14 protein-coding genes are annotated in these 17,746 nt (G+C 57.5%); all 14 read right to left on the bottom strand.

What is annotated here, in order from left to right:
• Window positions 1-1,167, bottom strand: coding sequence for a trans-sulfuration enzyme family protein (locus IDH45_RS03395; protein ID WP_190924652.1), 1,167 nt, complete (start codon window positions 1,165-1,167; stop codon window positions 1-3).
• On the bottom strand, window positions 1,160-4,075 hold the full coding sequence (locus IDH45_RS03390; protein WP_190924650.1) for a family 78 glycoside hydrolase catalytic domain: 2,916 nt from the start codon (window positions 4,073-4,075) through the stop codon (window positions 1,160-1,162). The genes IDH45_RS03395 and IDH45_RS03390 overlap by 8 nt, the downstream gene beginning before the upstream one ends.
• A 299-nt stretch (window positions 4,076-4,374) precedes the next feature.
• Window positions 4,375-4,719, bottom strand: a complete 345-nt coding sequence (yajC, locus tag IDH45_RS03385; protein WP_190924649.1) for a preprotein translocase subunit YajC — start codon at window positions 4,717-4,719, stop codon at window positions 4,375-4,377.
• An 18-nt stretch (window positions 4,720-4,737) separates the two neighbouring features.
• Window positions 4,738-5,874: a tRNA guanosine(34) transglycosylase Tgt gene (gene tgt, locus IDH45_RS03380; RefSeq protein ID WP_190924647.1), complete on the bottom strand. Its 1,137-nt coding sequence runs from the start codon at window positions 5,872-5,874 to the stop codon at window positions 4,738-4,740.
• A 50-nt stretch (window positions 5,875-5,924) separates the two neighbouring features.
• Window positions 5,925-6,998, bottom strand: coding sequence for a tRNA preQ1(34) S-adenosylmethionine ribosyltransferase-isomerase QueA (gene queA / locus IDH45_RS03375; protein ID WP_190924645.1), 1,074 nt, complete (start codon window positions 6,996-6,998; stop codon window positions 5,925-5,927).
• 5 nt (window positions 6,999-7,003) lie between these two features.
• On the bottom strand, window positions 7,004-9,109 hold the full coding sequence (locus IDH45_RS03370) for a SpoIID/LytB domain-containing protein (RefSeq protein WP_190924643.1): 2,106 nt from the start codon (window positions 9,107-9,109) through the stop codon (window positions 7,004-7,006).
• A gap of 29 nt (window positions 9,110-9,138) precedes the next feature.
• Entirely contained in the window at window positions 9,139-10,152 is a 1,014-nt protein-coding gene (ruvB, locus tag IDH45_RS03365; RefSeq protein WP_190924641.1) for a Holliday junction branch migration DNA helicase RuvB, read from the bottom strand.
• Window positions 10,153-10,197: 45 nt separating this feature from the next.
• The gene (gene ruvA / locus IDH45_RS03360; protein ID WP_190924639.1) at window positions 10,198-10,821 is read right to left on the bottom strand and encodes a Holliday junction branch migration protein RuvA; all 624 of its coding nucleotides are present in this window, start codon (window positions 10,819-10,821) and stop codon (window positions 10,198-10,200) included.
• Window positions 10,818-11,321, bottom strand: coding sequence for a crossover junction endodeoxyribonuclease RuvC (gene ruvC, locus IDH45_RS03355; protein WP_190924637.1), 504 nt, complete (start codon window positions 11,319-11,321; stop codon window positions 10,818-10,820). Before ruvC ends, ruvA begins: the two co-directional genes overlap by 4 nt.
• A gap of 1,010 nt (window positions 11,322-12,331) precedes the next feature.
• The gene (locus IDH45_RS03350; RefSeq protein ID WP_190924635.1) at window positions 12,332-13,024 is read right to left on the bottom strand and encodes a BofC C-terminal domain-containing protein; all 693 of its coding nucleotides are present in this window, start codon (window positions 13,022-13,024) and stop codon (window positions 12,332-12,334) included.
• An 84-nt stretch (window positions 13,025-13,108) separates the two neighbouring features.
• Window positions 13,109-14,344, bottom strand: coding sequence for a LysM peptidoglycan-binding domain-containing protein (locus IDH45_RS03345; RefSeq protein ID WP_190924633.1), 1,236 nt, complete (start codon window positions 14,342-14,344; stop codon window positions 13,109-13,111).
• 292 nt (window positions 14,345-14,636) lie between these two features.
• Entirely contained in the window at window positions 14,637-15,506 is an 870-nt protein-coding gene (pheA, locus tag IDH45_RS03340) for a prephenate dehydratase (RefSeq protein ID WP_190924631.1), read from the bottom strand.
• A gap of 162 nt (window positions 15,507-15,668) precedes the next feature.
• A complete protein-coding gene (thrB, locus tag IDH45_RS03335) occupies window positions 15,669-16,676 on the bottom strand; it encodes a homoserine kinase (protein WP_190924629.1) in 1,008 nt (335 codons plus the stop codon).
• Window positions 16,673-17,743, bottom strand: coding sequence for a threonine synthase (gene thrC, locus IDH45_RS03330; RefSeq protein ID WP_190924627.1), 1,071 nt, complete (start codon window positions 17,741-17,743; stop codon window positions 16,673-16,675). The genes thrB and thrC overlap by 4 nt, the downstream gene beginning before the upstream one ends.
• Between the last annotated feature and the right edge of the window lie 3 nt (window positions 17,744-17,746).

Here is a 17,746-nt window from a genome sequence, read left to right as displayed (position 1 = left end):
TTACGATCCCTCCTGACGAATAGCGTGCAAGCCCCGCTCCAAATCTTCGATGATCGTTCCCGCCGTTTCCAGACCGACCGAGATGCGGACAAGGCCTCGCGGAATGCCGGTGCGCTCCGACATTTCCTCATCGATCCCCGCCCCGGGGAAGTTCATTAAGCTTTCGAAGCCTCCCCAGCTGGGACCGACCTCGAAGCAGGTCATCGCCCGGCTCATCCGGGCAACGTTCGCTTTGTCCCCTTTCGGTACGAAGCTGATCAACCCGTTGCAGCCGCTCATCTGTTCTAGTGCTAGCTCGAACTGGGGATGGTCCGGCAGCCCGGGATAAAACACCTGCTCCACGTCACGATGCTCCTGGAGGAACGCCGCGACCTTCCTCGCGTTCTCCTGATGCTTCGCCATCCGCAGCGGTAGCGTCCGGAGTCCCCGCGTGAGCAGCCAGGCTTGATGCGGGTCCATCACCGCTCCGAACATTCCCCGTTCCCGATGCGTCATCTGCTCGACCGTGGCGGCATCGGATATTAAGACGCCGCCGATAATATCGCTGTGCCCTCCCAAATATTTCGAAGCGGAGTGAACGACGGTGTCGATTCCGAACCGAAGCGGATTTTGATACAGCGGCGTCGCCCACGTATTGTCCACGACGGTAGCGATGCCTTTGCTTTTGGCAAGCTTTGCAACCGCCGCGAGATCCTGCAGGGTGAAGACGTTCGAAAGCGGCGTCTCCAAATAAATAAGCCGCGTATTCGGCCGGATCGCCTCTTCAAACTGCCGGACCTCCTCCCCGGAGACGAAGGTCGTTTCTACGCCGAACTTGTTCATATACGTTTCGAGAAATACACGCACAGGCGTGTACACGCTCTTCAGGGTTACGACATGGCAGTCTTTCACCGCATGCTGCATAATCGCAGCCGTAATCGCCGACATGCCGGAGGAGAACAGCAGCGCGCGTTCCCCTTCCTCCAGGGCGGCCAGCTTCCGCTCGGCCACCTCCAGCGTCGGGTTCGAGACGCGAGAGTAGCTGTAACCGTGCGACTTCGTCTTTCTCGTAAACAGCGAATTTTGGAAGATCGGAGGCACGATCGCCCCCAGGTAACGGTCATAATCGTCGCCCAGATGGGCGCATATGTCTTCTTTACTCCACGATTTCAAGTCATCGTCATGCATCGTCCCCACTCCCTTCCCCGGTGTCTCCCACCCGTTCGATCCGTATGTCCCAGCCGCGTTCCCTCGCTTCGGCGTCATCGATCCCGATGCCTTGCGGTACCCGCAGCCTCAGCCTCGCCGAGCCGTTCTCGCGGCTCCATTCGACGTCTATCCGGCCGTACGGCGTCGGAACGGACCCCTCCGCCCATTCCAGCCCGTCCAGCTCTGGCGGACATATCGAGATGCGGCGGAACCCCTCGGCAGCCGGCGCAACGCCCAAGCCATATTTACCGAGCACATAAGCGGGCGCAGCCGACCACGCATGGGCGAAGCTACGCGGGTACACGGCGAACGTCTCCCAGCACGTAGTCGATCCGTGGCGGACCATCGTTCCCCAGTCTTGGCGGATGGCGGATACGATCCGATCGAGCCGGCCCATCCGCTGCCACGCTTCGAACAAATAAAACGACATGAACGGCGTGCCAATGCGCACCCAGTCGGCAGGCGGATCGACCAGCCTGCTTTCGACGGCGTCTTTGCGCTTTTGATCCAGCATATCGAACAAATAAAGCAGCGTATGGGTTTGGACGCTGCAAGTACCGGACCGTTTGCCGCTGCGATACCAGCCGTCTATGTAGGCGCTTCTTCCGTCGTCCCACAGATGAACGTTCATGCTCGCTTTGAGCCGTTCGCTCCGCTCGTTCCACCGCCGCTCGTCTTCGGGTTGAGACAGCCGCCGGGCCATATCCGCCGTTATCCGGCAGCAATAAGCAAGCGCCGCATGCTGCGCCGTACCTACACCGACATACGGAATATCCAGCTCGGCCCAGTCGAGCAAATTCCACGAGCTGATATCGAACAAGCCTTTATCATTAATAAACGTGCAGTACGTCTCCAGCGTCTCGGCGATGTCCGGATAGATGGTGCCGATAAACTTCGTATCCCCGCTGTATTCGACGTACTCCTTACAAGCGATTACCCAACTGAAGGTCCACATCGGGATGACCGACTGCCAATCGGTAGGCATGCAGGAGAGCAGCAGACCGCTCTGTTCGCGCGAGCGCGGAACCATCGTCAGGCAATGCTCCGCCAGTTCGTAGGAGCCGAATAAATAGTAGTTGACAAGCGAGCTGACCCGGCAGTCGCCGACCCAGAATACCCGCTCGTACGTCGGGCAGTCGACGAACATATCCTCTGTGCATACTTCCGACGTATGCCGGCTAATTTCCCAGATGTCGTTCAGCAGCGGGTCCGAGCAGCGGAATACCGCCTGATCGGTTACCGGGTATCCGGATTGAAGCACGGAGATCGAGTGGAAGGAAACCGGCGTCGTCTGGCCGCGAATCGCTACGATTAAATAGCGGAACCCCATCCGGGTTACGCTTCGATAGGACTGCCGGCCTCCCCGTGCTGTATACCGGAAAGCGTTATTCAATCCGCCCGTATACCGCACCTTGCCGTCCACCATCGTCTCAAAGCCGTATACATCGATCACGGTGCCTTCCGCCGCATCCAGATCGAACTCGATCTGCCCGACGTACAGCTTGCCGAAGTCGACGATCAGCTCCAGGTCCGCTCCGTCCGCCGGAGGAGCCAGCACGGAAGGGCGGGGATGCCCGTACAGCATCCGTTCGTCTTTCCGCTGCACCGCCCGGGTTGCCACGGTTTGCTTGCGAAGCATCAAGGAATAGATCATATGGTTCACGATGATCCGTGACGGCTCCACCTCCTTGCACGAGGACCGGTAAGCGAGCAGATCGGCCGGTTCGGCCGCTTCGCCGAGTGCGGCAAACTCCGGGTGAGACCGGTTCAGCCCGGTCTCCTTTTCGACGCCCCCGTAGACCGGATGGTAGCCGTCAGCCACAGGCTCAATTGTCTCGAAAGGCCCCCAAGTGACGAACGGTGAGCTGCCGTCTCCTTCAGCCGCCCCCTCCGCCCTTCGCACGTCGCCCTGAGGCTCAAACGGGGAAATGAAACGAATCGGCGACGGAAAGTCCCATTCCATATGCGAGAACAAATCGTTATGAACGCCGCATATTTCAAGCAAGAACAAGTGCCGTCCCGGCTCCAGCACGATCTCTTCCCCTTGCTTGTACCAGCGGCTGTTTATTTTATATCGGCCTTGGACGCCGTTCCACGGCGAATGCGCGAATGTGAGCTTACCTGTCACGCGTTCATCCGTCTCGAGAAGCGTTGCCAAGTAACCGCTGAATATTTTGGCATTGGCGTCCCGGTTGCCAGGATAAAAGTTGTCGCGCATATTCACCGATACGACTTGCCGCAGCGGACGGACTTCCGATATGGAGGTCAATTGGCTGGGATAAATGCGCGATTTGGCCATCGGCTCGATCGAAGCCGTGTGCAGCTCGCCCCAGACTCCGCCTCCGCCTTCCGCCACGCGGACCGCACTGCTCCAGTCCGAATCGTCATATGCGGACGTCAGCCAGACGTCGTTCCACTTCCGGGCATCGAACAGCTCCAGCCAGCCGATATTGACATTGCGTTTCACCGTATGGCTCTCGAATCCGTCATGCTGCTTCGCCTTCCAGCTATTATCCGTGGCGAAGCTTCCGGCCTGGCCGTCTTCCCCGAGATCGAGTCTTGCGATCAAGCCCGCCTGATTCTCGATGTACTGATAATTCGAATGGCCGTAATGCCATACATCCACAGCGATCACGTTATCCCCGGTCCGGACATAACCGCTGACATCGTAATCGTCGTAATACCAATGCCGGGGCGTCGAACGAACCGGTCCTTCTCCGGCTTCCTTTCCGTTGATCCATACCCGGTAGTACGAATCGGCGCTTATTCGCAACCGCGCTTTGCCGACCGCTTCGGCGCCGAGCGTGAACGTTTTGCGAAAACATACGTGCGTATTAACAGGACGCTCTATCTCGTCCAGCCAGATCCAATCCGCTTGCCAATCCACGTTTGTCTTTCTCCTCTCCCGGTTCAGACCTAACATCCTCTCCCGCCCTGTCGGAATGGGTATTGCGGCAAATCGCCGATCTTCATGGCGCCGCATCTTGATTATACTGGAATGTCCGCAGCCCGGAAGCCAAATCATCCAAAAAAATTATCCGACAGTCCACAAATCAGGAGATTGCGTGAGCCGTATGCCGGGCAGAGCGCCGAGCGTACGCGATAAACGGCTTGCTGGCTCAATTTCAGTAAATAGTCCAAAAAAAAGAGACCGTCTCGGGTCTCCTCTGTCCATTTCACTACATATTAAGCTTTCTCGGCAGGCTTCTCAGCCGGTTTCTCAGCGGCCGGTGCGGAGGCGCTGACCGCGTTAATCGCCGAACGGTCGAACGTCAGCTTGGTCGCATCGTTGACGCGAAGCACGATGATATCATCCGTGATCTCCATGATCGTACCGTGCATGCCGCCGATCGTCGTAACCTTGTCCCCTTTTTTCAGCTGGTTCAGCATCATGTTGCGGGTTTTCTGGCGCTTCTGCTGCGGGCGGATCAGCAAGAAATACAACACGGCGAACATCAGTACGAACGGAACAATCGTCGTGAGCAAGTTAGGTGAGGCCGCTGCCCCAGCTGCGTCTGCATAATTCCACATGAGTCTAGTCCCTCCTTTTTAAAATCCGCGGGAGTTCTCCTTCATCCCGTACCGGTCGAAAAACTCGTCCCGGTAATCGAGCAGCCGGTCTTCCGCGATAGCTTGTCTAACGTTTCGCATCAAATCCAGCAAGAAATGCAGATTGTGATACGTCGTCAACCGAATGCCAAACGTCTCGTCAGCCTTTAGCAGGTGGCGCAAATATGCGCGGGAGTAATTCTTACAAGTGTAGCAGCTGCAATTCGGATCGAGCGGTCCGAAGTCTCTTGCGAACTTGGCTCCTTTGACGACCAGCCGTCCCTCGCTCGTCATAACCGTACCGTTGCGCGCAATCCGGGTCGGCAGCACGCAATCGAACATGTCCACTCCGCGGATCGAACCTTCCAGCAACGCGTCCGGCGATCCTACCCCCATCAAATACCTCGGTTTGTGCGTCGGCAGAAGCGGAACCGTGTGATCCAGCATCTCGTACATCAGTTCCTTGGATTCTCCGACACTTAGTCCTCCAATAGCATACCCCGGGAAATCCATGGAAGTCAACTGAACCGCGCTTTCTTTGCGCAAATCGGCAAACATGCCGCCTTGAACGATCGCGAACAACGCCTGATCGTGAGGACGGGCATGCGCCTTCAGGCAGCGCTCCGCCCACCGGCTCGTCCGCTCCGTCGATAATTTGACATACTGATAGTCGGCCGGATAAGGGGGACACTCGTCGAATGCCATCATAATATCGGGCCCGAGCGCATTTTGAATGTCCATGGCGATCTCGGGGGAGATGAACAGCTTGTCTCCGTTGAGATGGTTGCGGAAATGTACGCCTTCTTCGGTAATTTTGCGAAGCTCGCTCAGGCTGAACACCTGGAAGCCGCCGCTGTCCGTCAAGATCGGCCTGTCCCAGTTCATGAACTTGTGAAGCCCGCCCGCCTCGCGCACGATCTCGTGGCCGGGACGCAGGAACAGATGATACGTATTGCTCAATATAATATGAGCGTCCATCATCTTTAATTCTTCGGGGCTCATCGTCTTCACCGTTGCCTGCGTGCCTACCGGCATGAAGGTCGGCGTATCGATGATGCCGTGGGGCGTATGCAACCGGCCAAGCCTGGCGCCGGATTGTTTGCATGTTTTGATAGGTTCGTACCGTACTGCTGCCATAAGTCGTTCCTTCCTTGTCTGATCTTGTCTATCCGGCTCCATCGTGCCGTTCAATAAATAAACATCGCATCGCCGAAGCTGAAAAACCGGTATTCGCGTTCGACCGCTTCGCGATACGCCGCCAGCACCCGATCGGTTCCGGCCAAAGCGCTGACCAGCATGACGAGCGTCGATTTGGGCAAATGAAAGTTCGTCAGCAGCGCATCCACAAGCTTAAACGAATAGCCCGGGTAAATAAAGATGCCCGACCAGCCGTCACAGCTCTCGATCTGCGAATCGCCGAACCGGTTCGCCACCGTCTCCAGCGTCCGGGCCGATGTCGTGCCGACCGCCACGATCCGGCGTCCTGCTGCTTTCGCTTCGTTCAGCGCGGAGGCCGTCTCCGCCGACACCGAATAATATTCTTCATGCATCTGATGCGCTTCCACCGTATCGGCCGAGACCGGGCGGAACGTGCCGAGACCCACATGAAGCGTGACCGTTATGATCCGCACTCCTTTGTTCGCAATCGCCTCCAGATAAGCGGGGGTGAAATGCAGTCCGGCCGTCGGCGCAGCCGCCGAACCGGGATTCCGGGCGTATACGGTCTGATACCGTTCCCGGTCGTCCAGCTTCTCTTTAATATAAGGAGGAAGCGGCATCGAGCCGAGACGGTCCAGCAGCTCCCGGAATATCCCGTTGTACTCGAACCGGACGATCCGGGCTCCCATCTCGCCCTCCTCCTCGACGACAGCGCGCAGCAGCGGCTCCGTCATCGCCGTTTCGTTCTCCCGGCCCTGTTCACCGTACTCGCCGAACACCACGACGGCTCCCCGTTTCAGCCGTTTGCCCGGACGGGCAAGCGCTTCCCACCGGTCTTCGCCCAGTTCCTTGAGGAGCAGCAGCTCCACATGTGCTCCCGTATCGGCTTTGACGCCAAAAAGCCGGGCAGGAATGACCCGTGTATCGTTCAACACGAGCGTATCGCCGGCTTGCAGAAAGTCGATCAGTTGTTCGAACGCATGGTGCCCGATCGCTCCGCTCGACTTGTCGAGCGTAAGCAATCGGGACCCGGTCCGGTTCAAAAGCGGCGTCTGGGCGATCAAAGATTCGGGTAATTCAAAATCAAACGTACTGACATCCATATCCGTCATTCCTTAGTTATAGTAATCCCATTGTAATAGTGCATGAGTATGCTTTTGTAATCGTGTCCGCTCTCCGCAAGCGAGAGAGCTCCCCATTGGGACATGCCGAGGCCGTGCCCGTAACCGGTTCCGGTCAGACGGAACATCGTGTCCTTCGTGGCGACGCGGACACTGCCTTCCGCACCGAGCACAATCCGGTTCGGTCCGGTCAGCGGAGCAGAAGCTCCGTTTGCGCCAATCGCATACAGCGTTCCGGCCGATCCTTGGACTGCGCGGGTCAATCCGCCGGCTCCAGATACAGTATACCGTCCCGTCTCCTCAATATCAAACCGGGTGCTCGGCGCACTGAACAGCGCGCTCCGGTACTGATCCGGTTTGGCGACCGGAATCGGCTGGCCGTTGGCCTTCAGCTCCGTGACGCGGCCCGACGGGCCGCGCTTGCTTACCTCGAGCGTCTCCAGCTTGCCGGCGACCGGCTTCGTTAGTACCCCGTTCAACTGTTTCAACAGCTCGTCCGCCGTATACGGGCCGCGAATCCAGCTGTACGCGTTCGATTCCGGCGCTTTGCCAAGCGATACGAGCTTGGCTCCTGTGGAGACCTTTGCAATCGGGCCATTTCGGACATCGTCGACATACGGGGCCGGACGCACGTTTACGTCCGCACTCTGAACCGTTACGACAGGCAAGCCTGCGCCGTTCCGCTCCCCCGATTCCTTGACCAGATCTTCGCGGATATAACCGATCTTGCCGCCCGGCAGCGACACGCGGTGCCATAACAGCTTGTTTTTCTCCGCAGCCTCGTCGGGACTCTGTACCGACTTGATGTACGGAATCGGCTGTCCCCACACCTCGACCGGGTCGCCGGTCAATCCGCCGCCGTTCGAATAGAAATACGGCATGATCAGCTCGCCGTTCGATACAATTACTTCTCCGGCCGTCGCCGCAACCGCAGCCGTCCCGTTCGGCCCTTCCTGCTGTACGCCGTAATAAACCTGATCGTTGGAGGAGTCGGAGACGTGCGCAATCTGATACTTTGTCCCAAGGCTCAGCGCGAACGTGCGCGCGGAGACGGCTTGCGCCTTCAAAGCCTCGGCCGGCCACGATTCGCCCAGCTCCCCTCCGACGACGGATACGAGGTACTGCTCGAACGGCAGTTCGTTCACGACCGCAAGCTTGCCGTTATGCCGGCTCAGCTCCAGCGCCCCCCGATACTGCCGACCGCTTTTTTCGGCGATGGCCGCAGTTCCGTCCTTCGGAGCCACCCACACTTGATGCGCATCGGGATTAAACGAATAATGCGGAATCGCAGCGGTCCCTGTCCATTCGTCCCTTTTGAGCAAATAAGGAGCTGCCGGATCGACCGGCTTCAACGCGAGGTTCGGCGATATTTTCGCGGCCTGCGCTTTGACTGTGTTCAAATGCTCGGCATCGGCCGCTTCCCCGATCCATACGGCGTAAGACGAAGCGCCCGCCGTCTCCAAGATAACGGGCCATGCGTCGAGCCCCTGCTGACGCAGTGCCGTGGCTTGTCCCGCCGCTTCCGCTTCCGAGGCGTAATCGCCGGCATTCCAATGAAGCGGGCCGGTTACGGTCGTTGCCGCCCCCTTGAGCAGCGCAGCCGCAGAAGCGTTAACCGCGATCCGCTGCTTTGCCGCATTCGCTTCTTCCTTGGAGCCATACATGCCTGCGTATACTTGATAGACGGTCTTGCCGAGCTTGACCGATTGGTAGACGTAAGGTTTGTCCTGGGTAGCCCCGAGCGCCTGCTGAAGCAGCTTCGCGGTCGCCTGATCGGCGGTTTCCAGCAGGAACACCTGGTAGCCGTCCACGCTGAAACGGGCTTGCGCGCCAGGGGCTACTGCCGACCATTGCGTGAACCCGGAAGCGGTTCGCCGGCCGATATCGAGCCCGTTCGGGGAAGACAGCGTCACGGCAGGTACGGTAACGTTATAAGTAGTACCGCTGGACAGAAACAATGCGACCCGGATGTGCTCCAGCTTAGGCACGGCGGCGTAACTTTCGGTAAAGGCCGAGGGCACGCTGATTACAGCCGCCACGATCGCCGCCAGCCAAACGGCCGCCCATCTCCGGGGCCGAACTCGTCTCGTCATCGGTTCCATCTCTCCTTTGGATAGCACATCTAGCTGCTGCCGCCTTCGGAAGGAACCGGAAGACCGAGATGCCGGTATGCGGCGGCGGTAACCGTCCTCCCCCGCGGCGTGCGCTGCAAAAATCCGATTTGAAGCAAATAAGGTTCGTACACATCCTCGATCGTCTGGCTCTCTTCGCCGATCGTAGCGGCGATCGTATCGAGTCCGACCGGCCCGCCCCGGAAGCTGGTCATAATCGCGCGCAGCATCTTATGGTCGATCTCGTCGAGCCCGAGGTCGTCGACCTGGATCAGCTTAAGCGCCGCGCGGGCGATCTCGGTCGTAATAATTCCGTCGCCCCGCACCTGGGCATAATCCCGCACCCGCTTCAACAGCCGATTGGCGATCCGCGGCGTGCCTCGCGAACGTTTGCCGATCTCGTCCGCCGCCTCTCCGACGATGCTGACCTGCAAAATGTCCGCGGCCCGGCTGACGATATAACTTAGCTCGTCCACCGTGTAATATTCAAGCCGGCTGACAACGCCGAACCGGTCCCGGAGCGGCGCGGACAGCAGTCCTGCCCTCGTCGTGGCCCCGACCAGCGTGAAAGCCGGCAGATCGAGCCTGACCGAACGCGCGCTCGGGCCTTTGCCGATAATAATATCAAGCGCGAAGTCCTCCATCGCCGGATACAGCACCTCTTCAACGGTGCGGTGCAGCCGGTGGATTTCATCGATGAACAAGACGTCCCCTTCCTGGAGGTTGGTCAAAATCGCCGCGAGATCGCCCGGACGTTCGATAGCCGGACCGGAGGTCGTCCGGATGTTCACGCCAAGCTCGTTGGCGATTATGTTCGACAGCGTCGTCTTGCCGAGACCCGGAGGTCCGTACAGCAGCACGTGATCCAGCGCTTCCTTGCGCATTTTGGCCGCTTCGATGTAAATTTTCAAGTTTTCCTTCACTTGCGACTGTCCGATATATTCCGCCAAATAGCGAGGACGGAGACTGAGCTCCACAGTCTCATCTTCCATCATCAAATGGGCCGAAATGATCCGATCCTCCATTTGCCGTCGCCCTCCTTGTCATTCGTTGTAGCCCCGCGGCCGGCATCAGCCGGCGTAAAGCGCTTGAAGAGCCAGCTTAATAAGCGTGTCTGCCGGGTCGCTCTCTTTGGCCTTTGCCTTCACGGTCTGCCAGGCGCGATCCGCTTCGGCTTCCGTATATCCGAGCGCGAGCAGCGCTTCCTTCGCCTCCGCCCAGGCTCCGCCCCCGGAAGAATCCGTTCCGGCCTGCTGCAGCGCCTCGGCAAGCACCGCTCCGTCGAAGCGGGACGTTACCGCGCCGAGTTTATCTTTCAAGTCGAGAATGATCCGCTGCGCCGTTTTTTTGCCGATCCCCGGCAGCTTCATCAGAAACGTCACATTCTCCTGCTGGATCGCGGCCACGACCGCCTCCGGACGGCCGCCGGACAAGATGCCGAGCGCCACCTTCGGTCCGATTCCGGTGACGTCAATCAGCCGCCGGAACAGCGACTGTTCGTCCCGAGATGCGAAGCCGAACAGCAGGATCGCATCCTCGCGCACATGATGGTGGGTGAATACCGTAACGTCTTCCGGTTTATCCGGAAATACGAACGGGTTCGGACAAAACACGCGGTAGCCAACCCCCTGTACGTCGATCACGACGTAATCCGTTTCCCGGTGCGCCACTTTTCCGCGCAAAAAATCGATCATGACTTCCCAACTCCGTTCAATTTTTGCTGCAGGCCGGCGGAATGCGCGTGACAGATGGCGATCGCCAAAGCGTCGGCCACGTCATCCGGCTTGGGTACGGACGCCAGCTTCAAAAACATGCGGACCATTTCCTGCACCTGCTTTTTTTCCGCTTTTCCGTATCCGACGATCGCCTGCTTCACCTGAAGCGGGGTGTACTCTGCAATCGGAATTCCTTTCTGCACAGCCGCCAGCATCAGCACGCCCCGCGCCTGACCAACCGTCAGAGCAGTCGTAACGTTTTTGTTAAAGAACAGCTTCTCGATCGCCACCGCATCCGGCTTGTATTTGTCGATCAAATGGACCGTCGCTTCGTAAATTTCCTGCAGCCGCACGGCGGAATCGGTATTCGCTTCCGTCTGGATGCTGCCGAACTGGACCGGAGTCAGCTTGTGTCCCTGCTTATCGATAAAGCCGAAGCCGACGATCGCAATTCCCGGGTCTATGCCCAATACGCGCACAAAAGTCCCTCTCTCTCTGCCGATAAGCGAACATATGTATTCAATTTACCATTATAACAAAGTGGGCCGGGGTTGGACAGCGGCTGAGGACGCGACTTTTGCACAAGTGCAAAAAACGGGTTTTGTCGCGTTTGCCTTGGAGCGGAGGGAGCGAGCGTCAGCCGCTCTCGGACCGATTCCTGTTCAGCACCAGCAATCCCCCGAATACAACGGAAGATGAAGCAGATTGCTGCATACGCACAGGAACTTTCACGAAATACGCCGAAATGAGGTCCGTTTGCTAAATTTCCTGCGACTACGCAGAAATGCCTTCCATCCTCCTGCTCTTCGGGCCAAAAAACGCCTGTAAAGTCCATTTTATTATTCAAGCCCCTGTGAGGGATGGTGGGTACTTTCGCTCCAGCTGCTTGTTGATAAGGTTTTAGGGGAACCACTCGACTCTAGTTGCGGAACGAAAAGATCTTGCTTGTGCGAACAGGTTGCGTTTCCCTTCGTCAAAACGTATGCGCGCAGGTTCTAAACTTAATACGAGTCTTTCGCACCTCCTATTTTCGGCCTTTTCGCAAAACGAGAGCGGATAAAGGCGGTTCGTACCTCTTATTTCAACCCACTGATGGCGACTGCACCCTTTTTGCCGATTTTAGGAGCTCCAAACCGCTCTTACTCGGTCCATCCCTTCCACGCTTGAAGCAGGGCAGAAGGTTCAAACGCTTTCCACCCGCGATGAACGACTTGCGACTTGCTGACTCGTCAAGGGAGACACCTCTTTTCCACTCGACCACGGCGAAGAACTTAAACTTATTGGCCGAATCGATCAACAAAAAACATCGCCAGCAATTATGGCGATGTTCAGCAAAAAGAGAGGCGTGTCTATCAAAATCTTTCATGCATCATAAATTTGCGCGCAGGAACATGCACGATTCGTTACCTGCATCTGCCCCACACTACCTGTAGGCCCTGACGGCATAGCCGACCAGACCCAGCTAGCGCCTCAGGCGCTAGCCGGACTTCTACTGCGCCGGAATCATCACGTTTTCCGCAGCCTCGACGGCAAACTCGCTGAATGTGGAGAGAACGCTGTTGTACTCCGCCATATCGATCACGGGAATGCCCTTCTTCAGCTCTTCCAGCGAATTGTGGGGCAGACTGCTCTCCAAGTAACCGGTGTTAAGCTGGAAGAAGGTGCGGATCACTTTCTCGTTATCCGGCGGTCCTTCGAACAAGGACAAGTTGCCGGTTTTGTCCACTCCGAAATAGGCGTTCTGCTTGCAGGCCGGGGACAAATCGTCGATCTGTTCCGTAAATGTCACGCTTCCGTTGGCGTCCAGCTCGACTTTCCACGTCGGGTGCTCCTGATGGAAACTCATAATCTCCTCGGTTCCCATTCGTCCGGTCAACCCGTGCTCTTCTCCGCACACATAACTCCTGCGCACAAATACGTCCCTCGTTCCGCCTTCGGCCCGGATTTGCTCCAATGTCTGGCGCTGTTCTTCCGACACGTACGCCTGCGGAGCCTGTCCGCCGCGAACGGCAGCGAGCGTTTCCGCCGTCAAAGCGGCGTCTCCCGCAATGTCCGGGGAACGGGAACCGAATAAGGTTAACAAGCCTACGGCTGCCGCAGCAATGAAAAAGCCAAGCGACAACCATCGTCTTTTTTGGCGAAGACGCTTTTTCAGTTGTTTGTACAAGCTTGACAAGTTCATGGCAATCCCCTCTGGTACTAGATTTTTTTTCTAGTTTTCCCAAAGGGGACTGCTGTTATACTTGAGGCGGTATCCGTCAGACCGTTATCTCCGAATCCACGGCTGATTTTGTCTTTTCTCACGTTTTGCCGGGCTTTTCCGCTTCGGAGCTCTAGTTTTGGTGCTGACGGACGCTTTGGAGACGGTGCCAGACGAAACCGCTTGGTCCGTGCGGACTTCTTGCTCCCGGGCAATCGAGTCAAGGCCGATATCTCCCATCCGGTCGTCGCAGCCGAAGTCATCCTTATTCATCCACGATGCGTGCGGCGACATCGTTTGCTGCGGGCTGAACATGCCCGGTATAACACCCGGCATCGCATAAGGCATCCCGTATGGCATCCCGAAGTGCATGCCGTACGGAACCCCAGCATGATGATGGCCGCCGCCCTGGCATCCGCAAGGACCTCCGGTCATCTGAGGAAACGGCATCGCCTGCTGCGATTGAACGGCGGCCTCCGGCCATTCCATAGCAGGAGGACAGGGAGCCGCCTGATCTGGAATGCCCGGATACTTATCGGCTGTGCCCATGACCGGCATCTGCGCCGCAGGGGCCATCGGCATCATAGGCATATACGGTACGGCCATCTCATGATGATGGGGTTTGTGATGAACTTGCATAAAGCTTTCGTAGTTCCACGTCGCAACCGGAGCAGGAACGTGAGGCTGCATCGCCATGGGAGCCGGCTGAGCTTGCGGAGTCATCGCTTCCGTGGCCGGCATCTCATATTGCATGAACGGGAACTGGACAGGTTCCTGCGCTTCGTAAACCGGCTGCTCCATAGGCTCCGCTTCGGTTACGTCGGCCATGCCCGGCCATTCGATCGGCTCCTCGACAGCCGGCATCTCCGGCATCTCCGGCATCGCTTCCATCGTCTCGGGTGCGGCGATCGGTGCGGTTAATTCCGCTTTACTCATACCTTCCGTATGCTCGGGGGCCGTTCCCGTCGCCAGGTTCGGGATGTATACAATTTCCCCCGTCATCAGCACATTCGGATTTTTCAAATGCGGATTCGCATCAATGACCGCCTTCAGCGGCACGTCCCACGCCTTCGACAGCTTCCACAACGAATCTCCCTGTACCACGATATGCTTGTGCAGCACATGGCCGACCGGAGGCGGCACCGGTACTGGAGTGGACGGAATTTTCACTTTCATGCCTACGTCGATTTGATCGGGATCGGCAATTTGACTGTTGAAAGAAATCAGCTTTTGCAGCTCGATACCGTACTTTTTGGCGATGTTAAAGAGCGTTTCTCCCTTTTTCACCAGATGGATTTTCACCAGACTGAAACCTCCCGTTGTCTTGAATAACAATACAGTCTATGCAAGAGGTAGGCATTTGACATCATTCCGGGAAAATAAAAAAAGCTTCTAACCGAAGCCTTTGCCACGATGCATGGCCCTGCGTAAGAGGTAGCTTTCCTTGCTTCAGAATGTCTCGGTTCGCTTTAGCGCTATAGCGAACTTAAACTTCTGAATCGTTAAAAAAATAGCCCGCAGGGATACACTCCCGACAGACTATTCACGGCTATGCCAATCTGCGCCTGCCATTCGCAGCAAGCAAATAAACGTCCTACAGCCCCGCCATATAGGAGTAGCTTGGATAAGAACCCAAGATCCGCACTTGACTGCCGATCGCCTCGATCTCCTGCAAAGCCGATGGAAGCAGTACCGTATCCAGCGACATCTCGATATCCATATAAAAATAGTAGTTGCCAAGCTTCTTCTTCGTCGGTCTCGATTCGATCTTGGACAAGTTAATCCGGCGCCATGCGAAAGCGGACAACACCTGATGCAGCGCACCCGGGTAATCCTCCGGCAAAGTGACCAGGATGGTCGTCTTGGCGCAGTCGGCAGGCTTCAGCACCGGCTTGTCTTTCCCGATCAGAATGAATCGGGTGTAGTTGTTGTCATGGTCGGTAATGTTCTCGGCCAGCAGATCGAGCCCGTACAGCTCCGCCGACATCCTCGTTCCGATCGCCGCATAGGACGGGTCCAGCGACTCCTTGACGATCCGTACGCCTTCGGCCGTGCTGCTGACGTATTCGAATTCCGCATGAGGCAGCCGGCTGCGCAGAAAGTCGTGGCACTGCGCGATCGCGACGTCCTTAGAGATGACTTTGCGAATATTCGCAAACGGATCGGTTCCCGAGGTGAGGTCGAAATGGCCGATCAAATTTTGAATAGACGGATAGATCCATTCCGCCTGTATCGGCAAATTGCCGCCTGATTCGACCAGCAGGTCGATGTGATGCTTAACCGATCCTTCGATGGTATTCTCGATCGGGATGACACCATAATCGGCCGTGCCTGCGGCGGTAGCCGTGAACACGTCCGACATCAGCGCGTAAGGAACGAACTCATGCGCCCCTTCGGCAAAAAAATATCGGGCGGACTCTTGGGACACCGTCCCTTCCGGCCCGAGAAAAGCGATCCGTTTCACGGGGAATATCTCCTTCTAACCGGCTTTTAACCTGTCGGCTGCCGGGTCTTATGGTTTCATTCGTGGTCTACACGGTGAACTATCGATGAAGAAGCCACTTTACTACAGTAACACGAATTCGCATCAACATCTATATAAATTGCACCATTCGGTCTATCTCGCTTAGGCTCGAACTTCGCCTTTGATGTTGTCGATGAGCGTGACATGAGGATCGAAATGGGTCAGAACCGTCGCGCCTTCGGCACAAGGCTTCAGCCGCATCGTATCGGCTTCGATGCCGTGCAACTTCAGCGTATCGGTCAGAAAACGCTCCAGCTCTGCCCCGCGGCCGCTCTCTCTATCTAGCAGCGCCAGCAAGGTCGGTCCCGCGCCGCTTAAGGCGATACCGAGAGCTCCGTGCACCTCCGCCTGCTCCAGGATGTCGCTCATACCGGGCACGAGCGGAGCGCGGTACGGCTGGTGCAGCGCATCCTTCATCGCATGGCGGATCTGGTCGTAACGTCCGGTGCAAAAGGCGGCCACCAGCAGCGAAGCGTGGCCGATATTAAATACGGCGTCCTTCATCGGCACTTCGGCCGGAAGGACGTTGCGCGCTTTCTCCGTGGCCAGTTGGAAGCGGGGAATCGCCACCAGCACTTCCAGACGGTCCTCCGGAACGACGCGGATATGCTCCGCCCGCGTCCCGTCCCAGAACGCCACCGTCAAGCCGCCGAACAGCGAGGCTCCGACATTGTCCGGATGTTTCTCGAGTGCCGACGCCATCTGGAACAGCTCGTAGTCGGACAGAGCGGAACCGATCAGCGCGTTGGCCGCTACAAGCGCCCCGACAATCGCCGAAGCGCTGCTGCCGAGTCCGCGCGTCAGCGGAATATCGCTATACATCGCAATATCGAGCTCGGGATGACTTACTCCGGCTTTCTCGAATACTTGCTGCGCGACTTTGTAGACGAGATTGGACTTATCCGTCGGCACGCCTTCCATCTGATCTCCGTACAGGCGGATTTCGGTCCGGTCCGCTATGCCCATTTCGATCCAGGCGTACAAATTAAGCGCCATACCGAGCGCATCGAAGCCCGGTCCGAGATTGGCGGTGCTCGCCGGCACCTTCACGTACACCTTCCGCCGGCCGTCTCCCGCGGCCGGTCCGTTTCCGTTCCCCGGCAAACTCATGCGCCAGCGCCCTCCAGCTTGCGGATCGCATCCATAACCGCTTCTTCGGTATCTTGAACGACGAGCAGATCGCCGCCCACGCTTTTGATCGCGATATTCGGGTCTTTCAGGCCGTGGCCGGTCAAGACGCAGACGACTTTCTCGCCGCCTTTGAAGTAACCTTCCTTGTGCAGCTTCATGACACCCGCGATCGAAGCGGCGGATGCCGGCTCGGCGAAGATACCTTCCTTGGATGCAATCGTCCGGTACGCATGCAGGATTTCGTCGTCCGTAACGTAGTTGATCTGTCCGCCGGATTCCTTGGCCGCGTTCACGGCAAGATCCCAGCTCGCCGGATTGCCGATCCGGATGGCGGTAGCGACCGTCTCCGGATTCAGGATCGGTTCGCCCTTCACGATCGCCATGGCGCCTTCCGCCTCGAAGCCGATCATCACCGGCAGCGACGACGATTTGCCTTTGGCGTTGTACTCCTTGAAACCTTTCCAATACGCGGAGATGTTGCCTGCGTTGCCGACCGGAATCGCCAAGTAGTCCGGAGCCTGACCGAGCTGGTCGCATACTTCGAAGGCCGCCGTCTTCTGCCCTTCCAGGCGGTACGGGTTGACCGAGTTCACGAGAGTGATCGGGTGCTTGGCCGTAATCTCGCGGACAATCTCCAGCGCACGGTCGAAGTTGCCTTCAATCGCGATGACTTTCGCTCCGTAGATGATCGCTTGCGCCAGCTTGCCGAGCGCAATGTTGTTGTTCGGGATCAGCACGATGCAATTGAGATTGCCGCGTGCCGCATAAGCGGCTGCTGCCGCGGACGTATTGCCCGTCGAGGCGCACATAATCGTGCGGCTGCCTTCCTCCATCGCTTTGGCTACCGCCATCACCATGCCGCGGTCTTTGAACGAACCGGTCGGATTCAACCCTTCATATTTAAAATAAATGTCGAGGTTCAATTCGTCCGACAGCTTTTCGGCGCGTACCAGCGGCGTATTGCCTTCGTGCAGCGTTAGCATCGGCGTGTTGTCCGTCACCGGCAAATACTCTTTGTACGTTTGCAGCAATCCCATGTATCTCATTTT

Origin of the sequence: Paenibacillus oceani (assembly GCF_014705615.1) — a bacterium.
Taxonomy (GTDB): Bacteria; Bacillota; Bacilli; order Paenibacillales; family NBRC-103111; genus Paenibacillus_AB; species Paenibacillus_AB oceani.
The sequence above is the reverse complement of the archived record's forward strand: the minus strand, read 5'-3'. Positions and strand labels throughout refer to the sequence as shown.

Bases quoted from the DNA above. Each gene is read 5' to 3' on its own strand.
- IDH45_RS03395 (WP_190924652.1), bottom strand. From the start codon at position 1,167: ATGCATGACGATGACTTGAAATCGTGGAGTAAAGAAGACATATGCGCC.
- yajC (WP_190924649.1), bottom strand. From the start codon at position 4,719: ATGTGGAATTATGCAGACGCAGCTGGGGCAGCGGCCTCACCTAACTTG.
- tgt (WP_190924647.1), bottom strand. From the start codon at position 5,874: ATGGCAGCAGTACGGTACGAACCTATCAAAACATGCAAACAATCCGGC.
- queA (WP_190924645.1), bottom strand. From the start codon at position 6,998: ATGGATGTCAGTACGTTTGATTTTGAATTACCCGAATCTTTGATCGCC.
- IDH45_RS03370 (WP_190924643.1), bottom strand. From the start codon at position 9,109: ATGACGAGACGAGTTCGGCCCCGGAGATGGGCGGCCGTTTGGCTGGCG.
- ruvB (WP_190924641.1), bottom strand. From the start codon at position 10,152: ATGGAGGATCGGATCATTTCGGCCCATTTGATGATGGAAGATGAGACT.
- ruvA (WP_190924639.1), bottom strand. From the start codon at position 10,821: ATGATCGATTTTTTGCGCGGAAAAGTGGCGCACCGGGAAACGGATTAC.
- IDH45_RS03350 (WP_190924635.1), bottom strand. From the start codon at position 13,024: ATGAACTTGTCAAGCTTGTACAAACAACTGAAAAAGCGTCTTCGCCAA.
- thrB (WP_190924629.1), bottom strand. From the start codon at position 16,676: ATGAGTTTGCCGGGGAACGGAAACGGACCGGCCGCGGGAGACGGCCGG.
- thrC (WP_190924627.1), bottom strand. From the start codon at position 17,743: ATGAGATACATGGGATTGCTGCAAACGTACAAAGAGTATTTGCCGGTG.